At 73.2% G+C, this 16,021-nt stretch carries 14 protein-coding genes; 6 read left to right on the plus strand and 8 right to left on the minus strand.

The window, feature by feature from the left end; translation table 11 throughout:
• Positions 1 to 10: 10 nt before the first annotated feature.
• Positions 11 to 940: an NAD(+)/NADH kinase gene (locus tag ACTMS2_RS17755; RefSeq protein WP_363895739.1), complete on the minus strand. Its 930-nt coding sequence runs from the start codon at positions 938 to 940 to the stop codon at positions 11 to 13.
• A gap of 189 nt (positions 941 to 1,129) precedes the next feature.
• Here ACTMS2_RS17755 and ACTMS2_RS17760 point away from each other — a divergent pair, with 189 nt between their 5' ends.
• The 6 genes from ACTMS2_RS17760 to ACTMS2_RS17785 all read left to right on the plus strand — a co-directional run bounded on the left by ACTMS2_RS17760 (position 1,130) and on the right by ACTMS2_RS17785 (position 7,982).
• Positions 1,130 to 1,858, plus strand: a complete 729-nt coding sequence (locus ACTMS2_RS17760; protein WP_441176368.1) for a nucleotidyltransferase family protein — start codon at positions 1,130 to 1,132, stop codon at positions 1,856 to 1,858.
• Positions 1,855 to 2,766, plus strand: coding sequence for an NAD-dependent epimerase/dehydratase family protein (locus ACTMS2_RS17765; protein WP_441176369.1), 912 nt, complete (start codon positions 1,855 to 1,857; stop codon positions 2,764 to 2,766). Before ACTMS2_RS17760 ends, ACTMS2_RS17765 begins: the two co-directional genes overlap by 4 nt.
• A gap of 48 nt (positions 2,767 to 2,814) precedes the next feature.
• Positions 2,815 to 3,822, plus strand: coding sequence for an SDR family NAD(P)-dependent oxidoreductase (locus tag ACTMS2_RS17770; protein WP_441176370.1), 1,008 nt, complete (start codon positions 2,815 to 2,817; stop codon positions 3,820 to 3,822).
• Positions 3,819 to 5,096 carry an O-antigen ligase family protein gene (locus ACTMS2_RS17775; RefSeq protein ID WP_441176371.1) on the plus strand — a complete coding sequence of 426 codons (1,278 nt, stop codon included), beginning with the start codon at positions 3,819 to 3,821 and terminating at the stop codon, positions 5,094 to 5,096. The genes ACTMS2_RS17770 and ACTMS2_RS17775 overlap by 4 nt, the downstream gene beginning before the upstream one ends.
• Entirely contained in the window at positions 5,093 to 6,409 is a 1,317-nt protein-coding gene (locus tag ACTMS2_RS17780; RefSeq protein WP_441176372.1) for a lipopolysaccharide biosynthesis protein, read from the plus strand. Before ACTMS2_RS17775 ends, ACTMS2_RS17780 begins: the two co-directional genes overlap by 4 nt.
• A gap of 148 nt (positions 6,410 to 6,557) precedes the next feature.
• Positions 6,558 to 7,982, plus strand: coding sequence for a glycosyltransferase (locus ACTMS2_RS17785; RefSeq protein ID WP_441176373.1), 1,425 nt, complete (start codon positions 6,558 to 6,560; stop codon positions 7,980 to 7,982).
• Positions 7,983 to 8,051: 69 nt separating this feature from the next.
• Here ACTMS2_RS17785 and ACTMS2_RS17790 read toward each other — a convergent pair whose 3' ends face one another.
• The 7 genes from ACTMS2_RS17790 to ACTMS2_RS17820 all read right to left on the minus strand — a co-directional run bounded on the left by ACTMS2_RS17790 (position 8,052) and on the right by ACTMS2_RS17820 (position 15,841).
• Positions 8,052 to 9,257, minus strand: coding sequence for a glycosyltransferase (locus ACTMS2_RS17790; protein ID WP_441176374.1), 1,206 nt, complete (start codon positions 9,255 to 9,257; stop codon positions 8,052 to 8,054).
• A gap of 32 nt (positions 9,258 to 9,289) precedes the next feature.
• The gene (locus ACTMS2_RS17795) at positions 9,290 to 10,516 is read right to left on the minus strand and encodes a glycosyltransferase family 4 protein (protein WP_441176375.1); all 1,227 of its coding nucleotides are present in this window, start codon (positions 10,514 to 10,516) and stop codon (positions 9,290 to 9,292) included.
• Between the two features lie 101 nt (positions 10,517 to 10,617).
• The gene (locus ACTMS2_RS17800) at positions 10,618 to 12,489 is read right to left on the minus strand and encodes a polysaccharide biosynthesis protein (RefSeq protein WP_441176376.1); all 1,872 of its coding nucleotides are present in this window, start codon (positions 12,487 to 12,489) and stop codon (positions 10,618 to 10,620) included.
• Positions 12,490 to 12,638: 149 nt separating this feature from the next.
• Positions 12,639 to 13,283 (minus strand): acetyltransferase, encoded by a 645-nt coding sequence (locus tag ACTMS2_RS17805; RefSeq protein WP_441176377.1) that lies wholly within the window; start codon positions 13,281 to 13,283, stop codon positions 12,639 to 12,641.
• Entirely contained in the window at positions 13,280 to 14,428 is a 1,149-nt protein-coding gene (locus ACTMS2_RS17810) for an aminotransferase class I/II-fold pyridoxal phosphate-dependent enzyme (RefSeq protein ID WP_441176378.1), read from the minus strand. Before ACTMS2_RS17810 ends, ACTMS2_RS17805 begins: the two co-directional genes overlap by 4 nt.
• Complete coding sequence (locus ACTMS2_RS17815; protein ID WP_441176379.1) at positions 14,425 to 15,081, minus strand: sugar transferase; 657 nt, start codon at positions 15,079 to 15,081, stop codon at positions 14,425 to 14,427. The genes ACTMS2_RS17810 and ACTMS2_RS17815 overlap by 4 nt, the downstream gene beginning before the upstream one ends.
• A gap of 328 nt (positions 15,082 to 15,409) precedes the next feature.
• Positions 15,410 to 15,841 carry a hypothetical protein gene (locus ACTMS2_RS17820; RefSeq protein ID WP_441176380.1) on the minus strand — a complete coding sequence of 144 codons (432 nt, stop codon included), beginning with the start codon at positions 15,839 to 15,841 and terminating at the stop codon, positions 15,410 to 15,412.
• Between the last annotated feature and the right edge of the window lie 180 nt (positions 15,842 to 16,021).

The following is a 16,021-nucleotide window of genomic DNA, read 5'->3' on the forward strand; positions in this document are numbered from 1 at the left end:
CCACCACCAATCAGCGGGGCGGCGGGAGCTGGCGACGGTTGAGCTGCTCGCGCAGGTTCTCGGGGAGCAGTTCGCGCAACTGCTCGGGCAGTAGCGGCAGGTCCAGCAGGCTGAGCTTGAGCTGGTTGCGCTCCTGGTAGCGGCGCGGGTCGAGGCGTACCACCAGGCCGGCGTCGCGGCGGTAGCGCACCTGCAACGCGCCGGAGGTGGCGGCCTCCCGGAAGATCCGGCCGTCCATCTCGACCGCGACCGGGGCGGAGCCCGGCGTCAGCTCCAACTGGATGGCCTCCTCGGGGGAGAGCACCACCGCCCTCGAGATGCCCGCCATCGGCGCCGACGGGGTCACCACCACGGCATCACTGGCGGGCGAGACCAGGGGGCCGCCGGCGGCGTAGCTGTAGGCGGTCGAGCCGCTCGGGGTGCTCACCACCAGCGCGTCGCAGCGGTAGAAGCCGTACCGCTGACCGTCCACGGCGAGGGTGGCGGACACGAAGCCGGCGCCGGGCTGCCGCACCAGCGCGATGTCGTTGAAGGCCACGACGTCGTCGCCGCACACGTCGCAGACGAGGCAGCTGTGCCGCTCCACCGTGAAGTCCCGAGCGGCCAACCGGTCCAGCGCCGCCGGCAGCTCCGGCGGCTCGACCTCCACCAGGAACCCCAGCCGGCCCAGGTGCACGCCGAGCACCGGCTTCGGGTCGTGTACGGCCGAGCGCAGCGCACCGAGCATCGTGCCGTCCCCGCCGATGCTGATCAGCGCGTCGCACACCACCGGCACCTGGTCGACGGGCAGTGGCTCGACGCTCGCCGGCACCCGGTGGCTGTCCTCGGCGCGGACCGCGAGGGTCATCCCCTGCCGGTCCGCCCAGCGTTCGATGATCTCCACCACCTCGGTCACGTCCCGGGTCGGGTGCAGCACCAGCCCGAGCCGGATCCGTTCCATGGCTACAGCTCACCACACGCCGGGCCTGCCGGGTGGCCGGAACGCACAGGTGCGGCGGTGCTCCGCGGGACCGATCGGCTTGTCGGCCGTCCCCAGCCGGGGTGACAAGAACGGGCGTTATGCGTACCTTGCGTCTGCCCTGCTCGTTGACCAGGCAATGAAAGGCGTCGCGCGACGAGCGGAGGGGCGATGCATGTCGTGATCATGGCCGGCGGTGCGGGCGTACGACTGCGCCCCTACACGTCGACCCTGCCGAAGCCGCTGGTGCCGATCGGCGAGAACTACGCCATCCTGGAGATCATCCTCCGGCAGTTGGCGGCACGCGGCTTCACCCATGTCACGCTGGCCATCAATCACCTCGGTTCGCTGATCCGGGCGTTCGTCGGCGACGGCTCGCGCTTCGGGCTCGTTGTGCGGTACGCCGAGGAGCTAGTGCCACTGTCCACCATCGGCCCGCTGTTCAACCTGCGCGACGAACTTCCCGAGCACTTCCTCGTCATGAACGGCGACGTCCTCACCGATCTCGACTACGCCGACCTGCTCGCCACGCACCGACTCTCCGGGGCGCCGCTGACCGTCGCCACCTACCGCCGGACGGTGAAGATCGATTTCGGTGTGCTCGAGCTGGAGGGTGACAAGATCTCCTCCTTCTCGGAGAAGCCGGTCCTGGACTACCGGGTCAGCATGGGCGTCTACGGGCTCTCCCGCAGCACCATCGCCGGCTACCCGGCCGGCATGCCCTTCGGGTTCGACGAACTGGTGCTGGACCTGCTGCGCCGGGGTGAGCCGCCGGCCGGCTACGCGTTCGACGGCTACTGGCTCGACATCGGCCGCCCCGAGGACTACGACGAGGCCAACCGCTGCTTCGCCGAGGTGGAGCCGATGCTGCTGCCCGCGCGGGCACCCTCCGCGGTATGAGGAGGATCCTCGTCCTCGGCGCCTCGGGCTTCCTCGGGACACACGTCCGGCGGGCCCTGGAGGTCGACGGCGACCTGGTCTGCCCCACGCGCGCCGAGTGCGACCTCACCCGCTGCGACACCGAGGAGCTGCGGGCGCTGCTCAGCTCCGTACGCCCCGACGCGGTGGTCACCTGCGCGGGCGCCGTCAGCGGCACCGCGGCCGACCTCGTCCTGGCGAACACGGTCGTCGCCGCGCGCCTGGTGGAGGCGGTCGCGGTCGCGGCGCCGACGGCCCGCCTGGTGCGCCTCGGCTCGGCGGCCGAGTACGGTCCGACGCCGTTCGGGTCCTCGGTGAGCGAGGACGACCCGGCGGAACCGGTCAGCGACTACGGCGTCAGCCAGGCCGCGGCCACCCGGCTGACCGAGCTGGCGGCCCGCGCAGGCCGGGTCGACGCCGTGGTGCTGCGGGTCTTCAACCCGATCGGTCCGGGGCTCCCGGCGACGACGCTGCTCGGGCGGGTCGCCGCGCTGCTCAGCCGGCCCACACCCGGCGCCGAGCTGCGCACCGGTCCACTGGACGCCCGCCGCGACTTCGTCGACGTCCGCGACGTGGCGGCGGCGGTGCGCGCCGCCGTGCACGCCCCCGCCCTCCCGGTCCGGCTCGTCAACGTCGGCAGCGGCCGTGCCGTCGGGGTCCGCGACGCGGTGCGGCTGCTGGTCGAGACGGCGGGCGCGACGGTACGTCTCACCGAGGACCGCACCCCGCCAACCCGGTCGGCGGCGGTCGACTGGATCCGCGCCGACATCCGCCGTGCCCGCTCCACGTTGGACTGGGCGCCGCGACACGACCTGGCCGACTCGATCAGGGCCGTCTGGCACGCGGCGGCCGCCGCGTCCGAGATCCGCCCGTTCGCACCGGCCGGCTGACGCCACCCCGGCCCCTGCGGGCCGCCAGTAGAAGAAGGAGCAGAGGACATGACGGCACACCCCGTCGCGGATCCGGTGGTGGTCACCGGTGCGGGCGGCTTCATCGGCTCGCACCTGGTGGAGGCCCTCGCCGCCGCCGGTCACCGGGTGCGCGCCTTCGTGCACTACAACGGTGCCGGCACGCACGGCTGGCTGGACACGTTCAGCCCCGAGCAGCTCGCCGACGTCGAGGTGGTCGCCGGGGACATCCGGGACCGCGGCATGGTCCAACGCCTGGTCGACGGCGCCTCCGTCGTCTACCACCTGGCCGCGTTGGGCGGCATCCCGTACTCCTACCTCGCGCCGCAGTCCTACGTCGACACCAACATCACCGGCACCCTGAACGTGCTGGAGAGCGCCCGGTCCGCCGGCACCGGCCGGGTCGTGGTCACCTCCACCAGCGAGGTGTACGGCACCGCGACGACGGTACCGATGACCGAGGAACACCGGCTGCGTGGGCAGTCCCCGTACGCCGCCACGAAGATCGGCGCCGACAAGCTGGCCGAGAGCTACCACCTCAGCTTCGGGTTGCCGGTGGTCACCCTGCGGCCCTTCAACACGTACGGTCCCCGGCAGTCCACCCGGGCGGTCATCCCGACCATCGTCAGCCAGTTGGCCCGGGGGACCGGTGCGGTGGAGCTGGGCGCGCTGCGTACCACCCGGGACCTGCTCTACGTCACCGACACCGTGGCCGCGTTCCGCGCCGTCGGCATGGCGCCGGAGTCGGCCGTGGTGGGTCGGGTCTTCCAGGCGGCCACCGGTCAGGAGACGGCCATCGGGGAACTCGTGCGCCGGATCGCGGCGATGTTCGGCAGCGAACCGCAGATCCGGGTCTCCGAGGCGCGGCTGCGCCCGGCCGACTCCGAGGTGGAGCGGCTGGTCGGCGACAACCGTCAGCTGCGTACGGCCACCGGGTGGCAGCCTGTCGCCACGCTCGACGACGGGCTGAAGGCGACCGTGGAGTGGTTCCTCGACCCGGCCAACCTGGCCCGGTACCGGGCGGAGCGCGCGGTGTGAGCCGGCTCGCCATGCCGGTGGCGGCCGGCCCGCTCCCGACGACACGACCCGAACGCCGCACGGGCGCCTGGTCCACGCTGCTGCGTGCGGTCACCGTGATGCTCCTGCTGAACTTCGACCAGTTTCCACGCCAGCTCGGCCGGGCCTTCCTGCTCACCGCCGCGGCGCTCGCCGTGCTGATCGTCTTCAACGAGATCCTGCGGCCGGAGTCGCGGGCCCGGGTCGTCGTCCTCTGGGCCGTGGTGGTGTTCGGTGTCCTCGCCCTGCCCGGCGTCCTGCACCGGCCGGAGACGGAGTACGGCCAGCTCAAGTTCTTCCTGCTCGTCACCGTGACCCTGCTCGCCACGGCGGCCGTCGCGGTCATCCGGAGCCAGCGGGACATCGAGGCGTTCGCCCTGGCCCTGGTCGGCTGCGGCGGCGTACTGGCCGTCGCCGCGCTGGCCAGCGGTTCGGGTGAAGATCGGGCGGCCGGATTCGGCTCCAATCCCATCTGGTTGGCCCGGGCCATCGGCATCGCGGTCGTCGCCTGCATCTGGCTCTACTTCTGTCGGCGACTGTCCATGGCAGTCGCCTCCGGCCTCGTCGTGCTGCTCGCGCTGGGGCTGTTCGCCACCGGATCCCGTGGGCCGCTGGTGGCGACGGTCGTCGCGTTGTTCGTCCTCGTCCTGTCCGGGCTGCGGCGGAAGATCCGCCACGGACGCCGCGAGTGGGTCGGCGTCGGCCTGTTGGGCGCGTTGGTCGTCGTGGTGCTGGCGCTGCCGTCGCTGCTTCCGCCGCGGATGTACGCCTTCGTCGTGGATCCGTCGAACGAATTGGCCGGGACCGCGCGGACGGAGATGCGCGACCGCACGATGTCGATCATCGCCGAGCACCCGGGGGGCGTCGGCTACGGCAACTGGACCAGCCACTCCTGGATGCTCGAGCACAACTACCCGCACAACATCTGGCTGGAACTGCTCGCCGAGGCGGGCTGGCTGGTGGGCGGGGCCTTCATCCTCCTCTGCCTGGTGATGGCGGTGCGGCTGTGGGGCGCGGCGCGGTCGGACGCCCTCGCCGGGTTCGTCCTCGCGATGCTGGCGTTCAACGCGGTCGCCGTGTCGACGTCGGGGGACGTCAACGCCAGCCGCGGGCTCTTCGTGTCGCTGGCCCTCGGTCTGCTGGTGCTGCTGCGGGTGCGGAGTGCGGCGGACACCGCCCCGATCGGGGCGGCTCCGCCGTGGCGCACCCGTCCCGCGGCGCACCGACGCGAGGACCGGGAGCCCGTCCGCTGGTGAGGGGCCTGCCAGCGGCGCGGATGTCGGCGAGCCGGCGAGGTGTCCTCGCGATCGCCGCCGGCTCGGCCGGGGGGCAACTGCTCGCGCTGGCGGCCGTGCCTCTGTTGGCCCGGCTCTACCGCCCGACCGACTTCGGAACGTTCGCCGTCGTCGCGGCCCTGGTGGCGATCATCGGTACGGTCGCGGCCCTCCGCTTCGAGATGGCCGTTCCGCTTCCCGAGCGGGAGCGTGACGCACACGCCCTGGTCACGCTGGGCTGCGTCGCCGCCTGCGGCACGGCCGTGGTGGGTGCGGTGGTCGTCGGGGTCTGGGGCGACCGGCTCGCGGTCCTGTTCGGCCAGCCCACGCTGGAGCACTGGTTGTGGGTGGTGCCGCCCACGGCGGCGGCGATGGGTGTGGTCCTGGTGCTGAACCAGCTCGCGGTGCGTCGCCGGCGCTACGGCGCGATCGGCCGCCGGAACCTGGCGCAGTCCACCGCCATCGTGGCCACCCAGCTCGCGGCGGGCCTGGCCGGGCTGCGCCCCGGTGGGCTGGCGCTCGGCCTCGGGGTCGGACAGATCGCCTCGGCGCTGGTGCTGCTGCGCGGCGCGGGCCTGCGTGCCGGCCAGGCGCGCGCCGGACGGCGTGATCTGCTGCGGGTCGCGCGCCGCTACCGGCGTTTCCCGCTCCTGCTCGCGCCTTCGGGGCTGCTGAACGTCCTCGGGACACAGCTTCCCGTCCTCCTCGTCGCCGCCTGGTACGGCGGTGCCGTCGCCGGGTGGCTGGGCATGACCCAGCGCATCATCGCCGTACCCGCCGCTCTGATAGCGTCCGCCGTCGCGCAGGTCTACCTCGCGGAGATGTCCCGGGCGGTCCGGGAGGACCCCGGCTCGGCCCGGCTGATCTTCGTTCGGGCGACCAGGAAGCTCGTGCTCATCGGCGTGGCCAGCGCCACGGCCGTCGTCGTCGTGGCACCCACCGCGTTCGGTTTCCTCTTCGGCGCGCAGTGGCGGACCAGCGGCACGTACGCGCAGGCCCTGGCCCTCTTCATGGCCGCCCAGTTCGTCGCCGCACCGCTGTCCCAGACACTGGTCGTCTTCGAGCGTCACGGCCGACAACTCGGCTGGGACGTGGGCCGGACCCTGCTCGTCCCGGGCGCGGTGACCGTGGTCGCCGTGGGCGGTCTGCCGCCGCTGGCCGCGATCTGGTCCATGAGCGTCACGGGTGCCCTCGCGTACGTGGTGTCGTGGTGGATGGCGCTGCGCGCGGTCACGGACGCCGGCCGCGTGGTGCCGGCCGTCCCGCCCGAGCGGGAACTCCTCCCGAGAGGGTGAGGATGCCGGCGGCGAGGACGACCGGCGGATTCCGGCGCGTCCTGGCCGCCGGGCGACTCGTTGATCAGTTGTCGAAGTGGAGAGGAGCCCGAAGCTATGCGTACCGCCACGGCGAGACGCCAGTCACCACCGGTGCGGGGTGCCGTCGATGAGACGTGACCCCTCGGACGGGGCCGGTACGGGCGACGCCCAGCCCGCCGACCTGCCGACGCCCGTGCCGTCCGACGGCCGCGACGCGCCGCGGCTGCTCCTCGTGTCGTACCACTTCCCGCCGGCGGAGACGGTCGGCGCTCGCCGGCCGGCCGCCCTCGCCCGGTTCGCCCGGGACCACGGCTGGGACGTCCGCGTCCTCACCGCCATCGCGCCGTCCCCCGAGGGGGTCGACGCCGGCCTGGCGGAGACGTCGATCGTCCGGGCGGAACCGACGCCGCGGCTGCCCCGGCTGAACCGGTCGGCCGGTACGGGCGCGTCGGCGACCAGCGGCGCGGCACCGGCGCCGGCGACACTGGCGTCGGTCCGCGCCGTCGCGAAGGGCTGGGTCTGGAAGGCCGGCATGGAACTGCTCGTTCCCGACCCGCAGGTCAACTGGATCAGAGCGGCCGTCCGGGGATTCCTGCGCGGGCCGGACCGGTGGCGCCCCGACGTGGTCGTCGCGTCCGGCCCACCGTTCTCCGGGTTCGTCGTGGCGGCGTCCCTGGCCCGGCGGTTCGGCGTTCCCTGGGTGGCCGACTACCGGGATCTCTGGTCGGTCGGCAACGAGTACTGGGTCCGGTCCGGGCCCCGCCGCGCCCTCGACCGGCGGTTGGAGCAGCGGGTGCTGCGGACGGTCACCACCTGCGTGACCGTCTCGGAGCCGCTGGCGGACGCGTTGCGGAGCACCTTCGGCGTCGACGCCCGCGTGGTGATGAACGGGATCGACCGACGTCCGGCCCCGCCGCCGGCCGGGGGCCCCACGATCCCGTCGGCGGCCACGCTGACCCTGGCCCACACCGGCTACGTCTATCCCGGCAAACGTGACCCCGGGCCGCTCCTGGACGCCATCGCGCTGCTCGGCCCGGACGCGGCCCGGGTGCACGTGGTCTTCGCCGGTGACGACCACGGCATCGTCCGGGCGGCAGCCGAGCGGGCCGGCGTCGTCGACTCCGTCACGCTCCTCGGCCACGTCTCCGCCGAGAAGTCCTGGCGTATCCAGGTCGAGGCGGACGTGCTCGTCCTGCTGATGTGGAACGATCCGCGCGACGCCGGCACCTACACCGGCAAGATCTTCGACTATCTCCTCGCCGGCCGTCCGATCCTGCTGCTCGGCTACGAGGGCGGCGTGGCCGCCGAACTGCTGCGTACCCGCGGTGCCGGGGTGGTCGGCAACGACCGGGAGTCGATCGCGGCTCGGCTGCGCGAGTGGCTCGCGGTGAAGGACCGCACCGGGCGGGTTCCCGCCGTTCCGGCTTCCGCCCTCGACGGCCTCTACCGGGAGGACCAGCTCAGCGGGTTCCTGGAGATCCTCCGGGAGGCCGCGGAGCGGGGCGTGCCCGGCTCGCGGGCACGCACCGCGACCACCAGCCGTCGCCACTAGGCGCCGTACGGCAGCGTCCCGGCACACCGCTCGTGGTGTGCCGGGACGTCGTCGTGATGGGTGCGTCGCTCAGCGGGGGACCGGCACCGGGACACCCCGTCCCGCTCGGCGTCGCGTCGTCTCGGCGACCGCGCGGTAGTAGGCGGCGCGCCGTACGTCCAGCTCCCCGGCCGCGTACCGGCGGGCCCGCGCCAGGTTGCGGGCCGACGCCGCGGCCAGCCGGTCCGGGTCGGCCAGGAAGGCGGCGACCCTGTCGGCCAACGCCGCCGGGTCGTCCGGTCGGACCAGGTCGTCCCGGGCGAGCAGCTCCGGGATGCCGCCGACGGTGGATCCGACCGCCGGCAGGGCACGGGCCATGGCCTCGATCAGGGCGCGCGGCAGGCCCTCGGTCCGCGACGGCAGCACGAACAGATCCGCCGCGTCCAACTGCGCGCGGACCATCTCGACGGTGGGCAGCAGCCCGGTGAAGGTGACCCGGTCGGCGACACCGAGCCGTGCCGCGAGCTGTTCGAGCTGCGGACGGTACGCGCCGACCCCCACGTGCACCAGCCGGACGGCCGGAGCGTCGCCGGTCAGCAGCGCGAGCGCCTCGATGATGGTGTCGATGCCCTTGTAGAGCTGCTCCAGCGAGCCGATCGAGACGAGCGTCGCCGCCCGTAGCCGCGGGCGGACCGGCCGCGCCCGGGGGACGTACGCCGCCGGGGGCAGGTCCACGCTGGAGATGCCGGCCGTCGGGACCGTCGGCAGGGAGGGGTAGCGGCTCTGCAGGTGCCGCTCCGTCTCGTACGCCACCGCGGCGGCGCTGCGGCACTGCTGCCGCAGCCGCCGCGTCGACGTGGCCCGCAGCACGGGCCGTAGCGGATGCCGGACCACGCCGGGGGCCAGCACGTCGTACGGGTCACCGATCACCTCGAGGGCGTACGGCAGTCGGGCGCGCTCCCGCGCCACGGCCAGCAGCGACCCGACCGGCGACGGCACCCGGAGGATGACCGCGTCGTTGGGGCCGGCCGCCGACGCCGCCGCCCGGGCCAGCGCCCGGCGCTGCCGCACGTACTGGCCGAGACCCACGTAGTACGGCAGCGGCCAGACCTCGACACCGTCACCGTCCACCCGGGCGGCGCCGGCGGGTGCCTCGGGGACGTCACGCGTGCGGGCGGCTATCCGCACCCGGTCGAACGCGACCAGGTAGCGCCGCCAGACCGAGTGGTCCGGTCCGGCCTCGACCCAGACCCGCCCATCGGGCGTACGACTGAACCGCGACTCGGTTGTCACCACGACCCGGGATGGCAGGTCACCGCCGGGGCCGCTCACCGGTGCCCCGCCACGGTCGCCACCCGCTCGCAGACGTCGGTGACCGTCCGGGCGGTCCGCCGGTTGTCGAACAGCTCGACCATCCGGTCCCGCGCGGCCTTGCCCCGGCCCGCCAGCGTGCCGGCCTCGAACTCGCCGTAGGCGTGCTCCAGCGCGGCCAGCAGCGCCGCCGGGTCGTCGCGGGGAACCACCCAGCCGGACCGCTCGTCGACCGTCTCCGGGAGCCCGCCGGCGTCGCTGACGATGCTCGGCACGCCCATCGCGCCCGCCTCGACCGCCGCGCCGTGGCTCTCGCTCAACGACGGGCTCACGCTCACGTCGGCGGCGTGGTAGCAGGGACGGACGTCGGGCACGGTCTCCAACCAGGTGATGGTTGGATCCTCGGCGACCCGGAACCGTTCGATCAGCTCCCGGCGGTGCGCCACTCCCGCCTGCGTCCAACCGCCGCCGACCAGCAGCAGGTGCGCGTCCGGGTGCCGCCGTCGGAACTCCGGCCACGCTGCCAGCAGCACGTCGTGTCCCTTGATGCCGCGCCCGCCGTGGACGAGCCGCTTCGGCGGGTACACGTAGGCGACCATGACGGCGAGGAAGGCGTCGCGGGGTATGCCCAGTTCGGCGCGGGCGGTCAGCCGGGTCCCGGGGTCCGCGCTCGTGGGGTCGAAGGCGCTGGTGTCCACCCCGTACGTGGCCACGGCCCGGCGCGGCGCGGGACATCCCAGGGCGCCGTACCGCTCGGAGGCGTTCGCGCAGCCGCAGATGATGGTGTCGTCCAACCGCCACAGCAGACGTTCGGTCGCCCTGATCACGGGGGAGTCGAGGTAGAGCGGCCCCGCCACGGTGTGCACCCGGCGCACCGGCAGGCCGACCGTCGCCATCCGGGCCACGTACGCGGACGCGATCAGGTGGTATTGCAGCACGTCGGGTCGCAGTTGGCGGATGAGGCGCCGGAGCCGCCACAGCCCCGCCAGCATCGACGGCCCCGGCCGGAAGGGGAACGGGCAGTCGACCATGTCGAAGTGGCGCCGGCGCAGCTCGTCGCTGAGCCGGCCGGCGCCGGGTGGGAGCACCACGACGACCTCGTGTCCCCGCTGGCGCATGGCCTCCACCTGCGGCAGGATCCAGAGCCCGCCGTCGTTCGTCTTGATCAGAACGGCGATCCGGAGCGGCCTGCTCGCCGGCTGCCGCTCCCGCCCCGGCACCTGCTTCTCGTCGGTCGATGTCACCTGGAGCAACTCCCTTCGTCCTGCTCGCCGACACACCGGTGGGGCGCCGGCAGCGGCCCGGCGGTCGCCTCCTGGACGCGCCGGGCCGCTCGGTTCACACGTCAGCGGCGCAGCGGTGTCTCCTGCGCGAGGTCGAGGAGCGGGTCGAGCGGCGAGACGCAGAGCAGGGCGAGCTGCTCGATGACCTTCTCCGGGTCGTCGTACGGGTCCAGCCCGGTGATCTCGATCGGGTCCAGCGCCGGAACCGGGACATGGGAGACGAGCGGGTGGAACGGTCGAGTGTCGATCTCCCCGGTGCCCAGCAGGTCCTCGTGCAGCTTCTCGCCCACGCGGAGCCCGGTGTAGACGATCGGCACCGAGCTGGCGGCCTGCTCGATCAGCTGTCGGGCCATGTCGAGGATCCGGACCGGTTCACCCATGTCCAGCACGAGCGCCTCGCCGTCGCGTCCGATCTCGGCGGCCTGGAGCACCAGGTGCACCGCCTCCTCGACGGTCATCAGGTAGCGGGTCACGTCAGGGTGGGTGACCGTGAGGGGGTTGCCGGCCTCGATCTGCCGCTGGAACGCGGTGACCACCGAGCCGCGGCTGCTGAGCACGTTGCCGAACCGGACGCTGAGGAACGTGCCGGGGAACCGGGAGGCGGCGTGCGCGGTGAGTCGCTCGGTGATGCGCTTCGAGTAGCCGAGCACGCTGATCGGGTCGGCGGCCTTGTCGGTGGAGATGTTGACGAACCGTTCCACCTCGCGGCAGGCGTCCAGCACCGACAGTGTGCCCCAGACGTTCGTCATGACCGCTTCGCCGGGGTGCCGCTGGAGCAGGGGGAGGTGCTTGAGCGCCGCCGCGTGGAAGATGACGTCCGGCCGGCGTTCCCGGATGATGCGCCGGATCCCCTCGTCGTCGCGTAGGTCGGCGAGGATGAGTTCGGGCCCGTCCAGCAGCGCCCGGCCGTCGAGGGACATCTGGAGTCCGTGCAGGGCGGACTCGTCGCGGTCCAGCATCATCAGCTCGCCCGGATCGGCCTTCATCACCTGCCGGCAGAGTTCCGAGCCGATCGAGCCGCCGGCGCCGGTGACGAGGACCCGTCGGCCGGTGAGGCTGCTGGTGCTCAGCGGCAGGTCACCGACGACCTGACGGCGACCGAGCAGATCGCTGATGCGGACGTCCCGCACGTCCGTGACGGTGATCCGGTGGTCCACCAGATCCCGCATGGGCGGCAGCACCTTGAAGGCGGCCCCGGTCTCCAGCGTCGCCTCGCGGATCTCACGGATCAGGGCGGCGTCGGCGTTGGCCACCGCGAAGATGACCGTCGTCGCGCCGGTGCGGCGTACGGCGTCGGCGACGTGGTGCCGCCCACCGAGGACGCGTACGCCACCGATACGGAGGTTTCGCTTGTCCGGGTCGTCGTCGAGGGCGCCGACGGGTAGGTACCGGCTGCGCGGGTCACCGAGCATCGCCCGGAGCAGACCCTGTCCCGCTTCACCCATCCCGAACAGCAGCACCGGTGTCGCGGAGCGTACGTCCGGCCGCATGGCGAGGTCGCGACGGTGCCGGTACGCGAACCGCGTGGCGAGCATGAACAGCAGGGCCAGCGCGCCGGCGACCAGCGGCGTGCTCGCCGGGACCGGCCGGTCCGCCGACGGGAGCAGCGCGAGCAGCACGATTCCCGAGGTCGTGATCGCCGTTCCGGCGACACCCTGCACCTCCTGGAGGCTGCCCAGCGGGTGTCGTCCGGAGTAGAGCCGGCGGACCGCCGCGACGGCGATGTGCACCAGCGCGGCGGCGACGCCGACGCCGACGGCCCGGGGCAACAGGCCCGGTGGCAGGTGGAATTCGTAGCGCGTCCACGCCGCCGCGAGGAAGCCCCCGAGCCAGGCGACGGTGTCCGTGGCCAGGAATCCGGCGGTGCGGCGTCGGGCCCGGGCACGACGATCGGCGGCCGGTGTGCGTCGCGAGGTGTCCGTGTCCAGCGGCATGTGTGCTCCTTGTCGCGTCTGTCGACCACTTCCCGCACACACGGGCGGGGCAAATTCGTTCTATAAAGGTTTCTACTACCTTTTTATGGTCTTTTGGGCGTTTTCGTGAGAGCGACGGAATCGGGGGACGAACGGGCCCGCCTTCCGGCTCAGCGGGCCGGGACGCCCTTGACCACCACGCCGTCGGGGACGTCCCGGACCACGCAGGCGCCCGCACCGACCGTGCTGTCCCGTCCGACCCGCAGGCCCTGCAACACGGCGGCGGTCGTACCGATCAGCGCGCCCTCGGCCAGGTGGCAGTCACCGGAGACGGCGGCCAGCGGGTTGACGGACACGAAGTCGGCGAGCGTGCTGTCGTGCCCGACCGTGGCGTTCTGGTTGAGGTGCACGTGCCGGCCGAGAGTGACGTTGGTGGTGACCCGGGCTCCCGGGAACGCGACGAAGCCCGGCCCGTGCACGATGTCCGGCCCGATCGTGGCCGCCGGGTGGACGACGCTGGCCGCCGCGGTGCCGTAGTCCTCGACGCGCCGAGCCACCGCACGCCGGATGCGGGGATCGCCGATGCCGATCACGTGGTGCGTGTCCGGCGGCGCGTCCCGTAGCCAGGCGACTCCGCCGAGGAAGGGCACATCGAGCCGTTGCACCCGCTTGAGGTTCTCCTCCGAAGGGCGGTCGTCGACGAAGCCGAGCAGTCGCCAGCGCGGCCGGCGCGCGTCGACGTCCATCGCGCGGGCGATCGTGAGGACCTCCCGGCCGTGGCCGCCACAGCCGACGACCACCAGTGGGATCGTCACGCTGTCGTCGCGCCCACTCGGGCGGCCAGAAACTCGTCGATCGCCCCGAGGACCGACGTCACCTGCTGCTCGGTGAGCGCGCTGCCGCTCGGCAGCGTGAGCCCGTCGGCGAAGAGCGCGTCGGCGGCACCGGTCAGCAGGCTCTCGGCACCCGCGAAGACCGGCTGGCGGTGCATCGGCTTCCACACCGGGCGCGTCTCGATGTCCCGGCCGGCCAGGTGCGCACCCAGGTCGGCGGCACGCCAACCGGACCGCTGCGGGTCGACGCGGATGCACGTGAGCCAGCAGTTGGCTTCGGCGTCCTCGGCACCGATGAGCTCGACGCCCGGCACCGACGCGAACAGTTTGGCGTAGTGCTCGCGGAGCTGTCGGCGGCGCCAGATCATCCCGTCCAGCCGTACCAGCTGGGCGCGACCCAGCGCGGCGAGCAGGTTGCTCAGGCGGTAGTTGAAGCCGGTCTCACGATGCTCGTAGTGCGGCGTGGGTTCCCGCGCCTGGGTCGCGAGGTGCCGGGCCCGGCTCAGCAGCGCCGGGTCGTCGGATACCAGCATGCCTCCGCCCGACGTCGTGATGATCTTGTTGCCGTTGAACGACAGCGCGCCGATCCGACCGAACGAGCCGGCGGCCCGACCGTGGTGGTGCGCGCCCAACGCCTCTGCGGCGTCCTCGACCACCGGTACGTCCGCCTCGGCGCACACCGGCAGCAGCGCCGTGTAGTCGACGCAGCTGCCGAACATGTCGACCGGCACCACGGCGGCGACCCGTTCACCCCGGTCGCGCAGTCGACCCAGCAGTTCGGCCAGCAGGGCGACGTCGATGTTGCCACTGTGCGGATCACAGTCGACGAAGACGGGTCGCGCGCCGATGTAGCGGACCGCGTTGGCCGTGGCGACGAAGGTCAACGTCGGCACGACGACCACATCTCCGGGGCCGACGCCGACACCGAGCAGGGCCAGGTGCAACGCGGCGGTTCCGGAGCTGACCGCCACCGCGCCCTGCGTGCCGACCCGCCGGGCCACCTCGCTCTCGAAGGCGTCGAGGTCCGGGCCGACCGGGGCCACCCAGCCCGACCGGAGGGCCGCGAGGACGTACGACTCCTCCAGTGGCCCGACGTCGGGCGGGGAGAGGTAGATGGTCCGGCTCACCGCGGGCTCCCGAGGAACTCGGGTGCGGTCGCCGATCCCTTCGCGGAGATCCCCTCGCGGCGCAGGACGGTCCACACCGTCGCGCCGAGAATCGCCAGGTCGAGACGGAGGTTCCGGGTGTCCACGTAGGCCACGTCGAGTTCCAGCTTGTCCTCCCAGCTCAGACTGTTGCGTCCGCGTACCTGGGCCAGGCCGGTGACACCGGGACGGACCTCGTGCCGGCGGGCCTGGGTGGGCGAGTACCGGGTGAGGTACTCGGGCAGCAGTGGCCGGGGGCCGACCAGGCTCATGTCGCCCCGCAGCACGTTCCACAGCGTGGGCAGCTCGTCCAGGCTGGTGGCCCGCAGCCAACGCCCGAGTGGCGTGAGCCGTTCGGCGTCGGTCACCAGCCCGCGACGCGCGTCCATGGGACGCATGGTCCGGAACTTGACCAGCTCGAAGGGGAGACCGTGCCGCCCCGCACGACATTGCCGGAAGAGCACCGGTCGGCCGAGTCCCACCGCGACGAGAGCGGCGACCACCGCGAGCACCGGCGCGGTCAGGACCAGCAGGGCGATCGCCACGGTCACGTCGAGGAGCCGTTTGCCCCGCTCCGGCCGTGTCGAGGCGGGTAGAGGGCGCTCGGGTGCGTTCACGAGTCCAGACACCGACACCGATCCGACCTCCCGGCAAAACCGTCAAAGACTACGAAACAGTCCTATCAGTGAATTGCGCTCGGAGAGCCGACAACCTCGACACTCCCCCCGCAATCCGTCGGATCAACCTCGAAAGTCCCGCCGAGGACACGGCTTCGACCTGGTCGACCTTCGTATCCGGCGCGGGCACTGACGACAGCGGGGCGCTCGGCGGGGAGGGACAGTGGCGGTCGCGGAGCGACCGCTGACCGATGTGGTCCGGAGTCCTGACGTCCGTTCCGGTGATCGGTCTCCGGCAGGGAGGCGCCAGGGAGCCCCGGCGGGAGTCGCTCCGCGCTGACCAGCGTCAGGGGCCGTCGTTCCCGTCGAGCCGCCGGGCCAGCAGGACCTCCAGCGGGATCGACTCGCCGTCGCGACCGCCCGCGCCGACGACCAGCGGCGGCGGGCTGGGCTCCGGATCGGCGCCGAACAGCCGCGCGCGCAGACCGCCCGGCACGGTCAGCAGATGGAACCGTCCGTCGGTGTCCACGGCGCGGCTCCGGGCCCGGTCGACGTACCAGCCGCGCAACCGCGTCCGGTACCGGCCCCGCCCGTCGTAGGACCGCGCGGTCAGGGGCGTGGGCGGCAGCCCGCGCCGGACGGCCTCGGCGACGAACCGGGCCACCAGCTCAGCCGCCTCGGCCCGTTCCGCCGCCCGGCGCTGCTCGTCGGCCGCCGCGTGCGCCCGCACCGCCTGTCGCCGCCGCTCCCGCCAGTCCGGGTTGTCGTGGGATGCCACGACCTCGAAGGTACGCGACGCCCGCGCCGCCGGGCGGGGGTGTGGCGTCCTGTCTCCCACCGGGCGGGTGTGTCGCACCGTTAACGCCGGGGCGGGTTCGGGCCCTGCCCGCCGCCCGGCGGCGTGGCGCCCCGGGATGGTGGCGCAGGACGCTGGCGCGCTGAGCCGCACACACGTGGC

The sequence above is a fragment of the Micromonospora sp. SD12 genome, assembly GCF_052068495.1.
Taxonomy (GTDB): domain Bacteria; phylum Actinomycetota; class Actinomycetes; order Mycobacteriales; family Micromonosporaceae; genus Micromonospora; species Micromonospora echinofusca.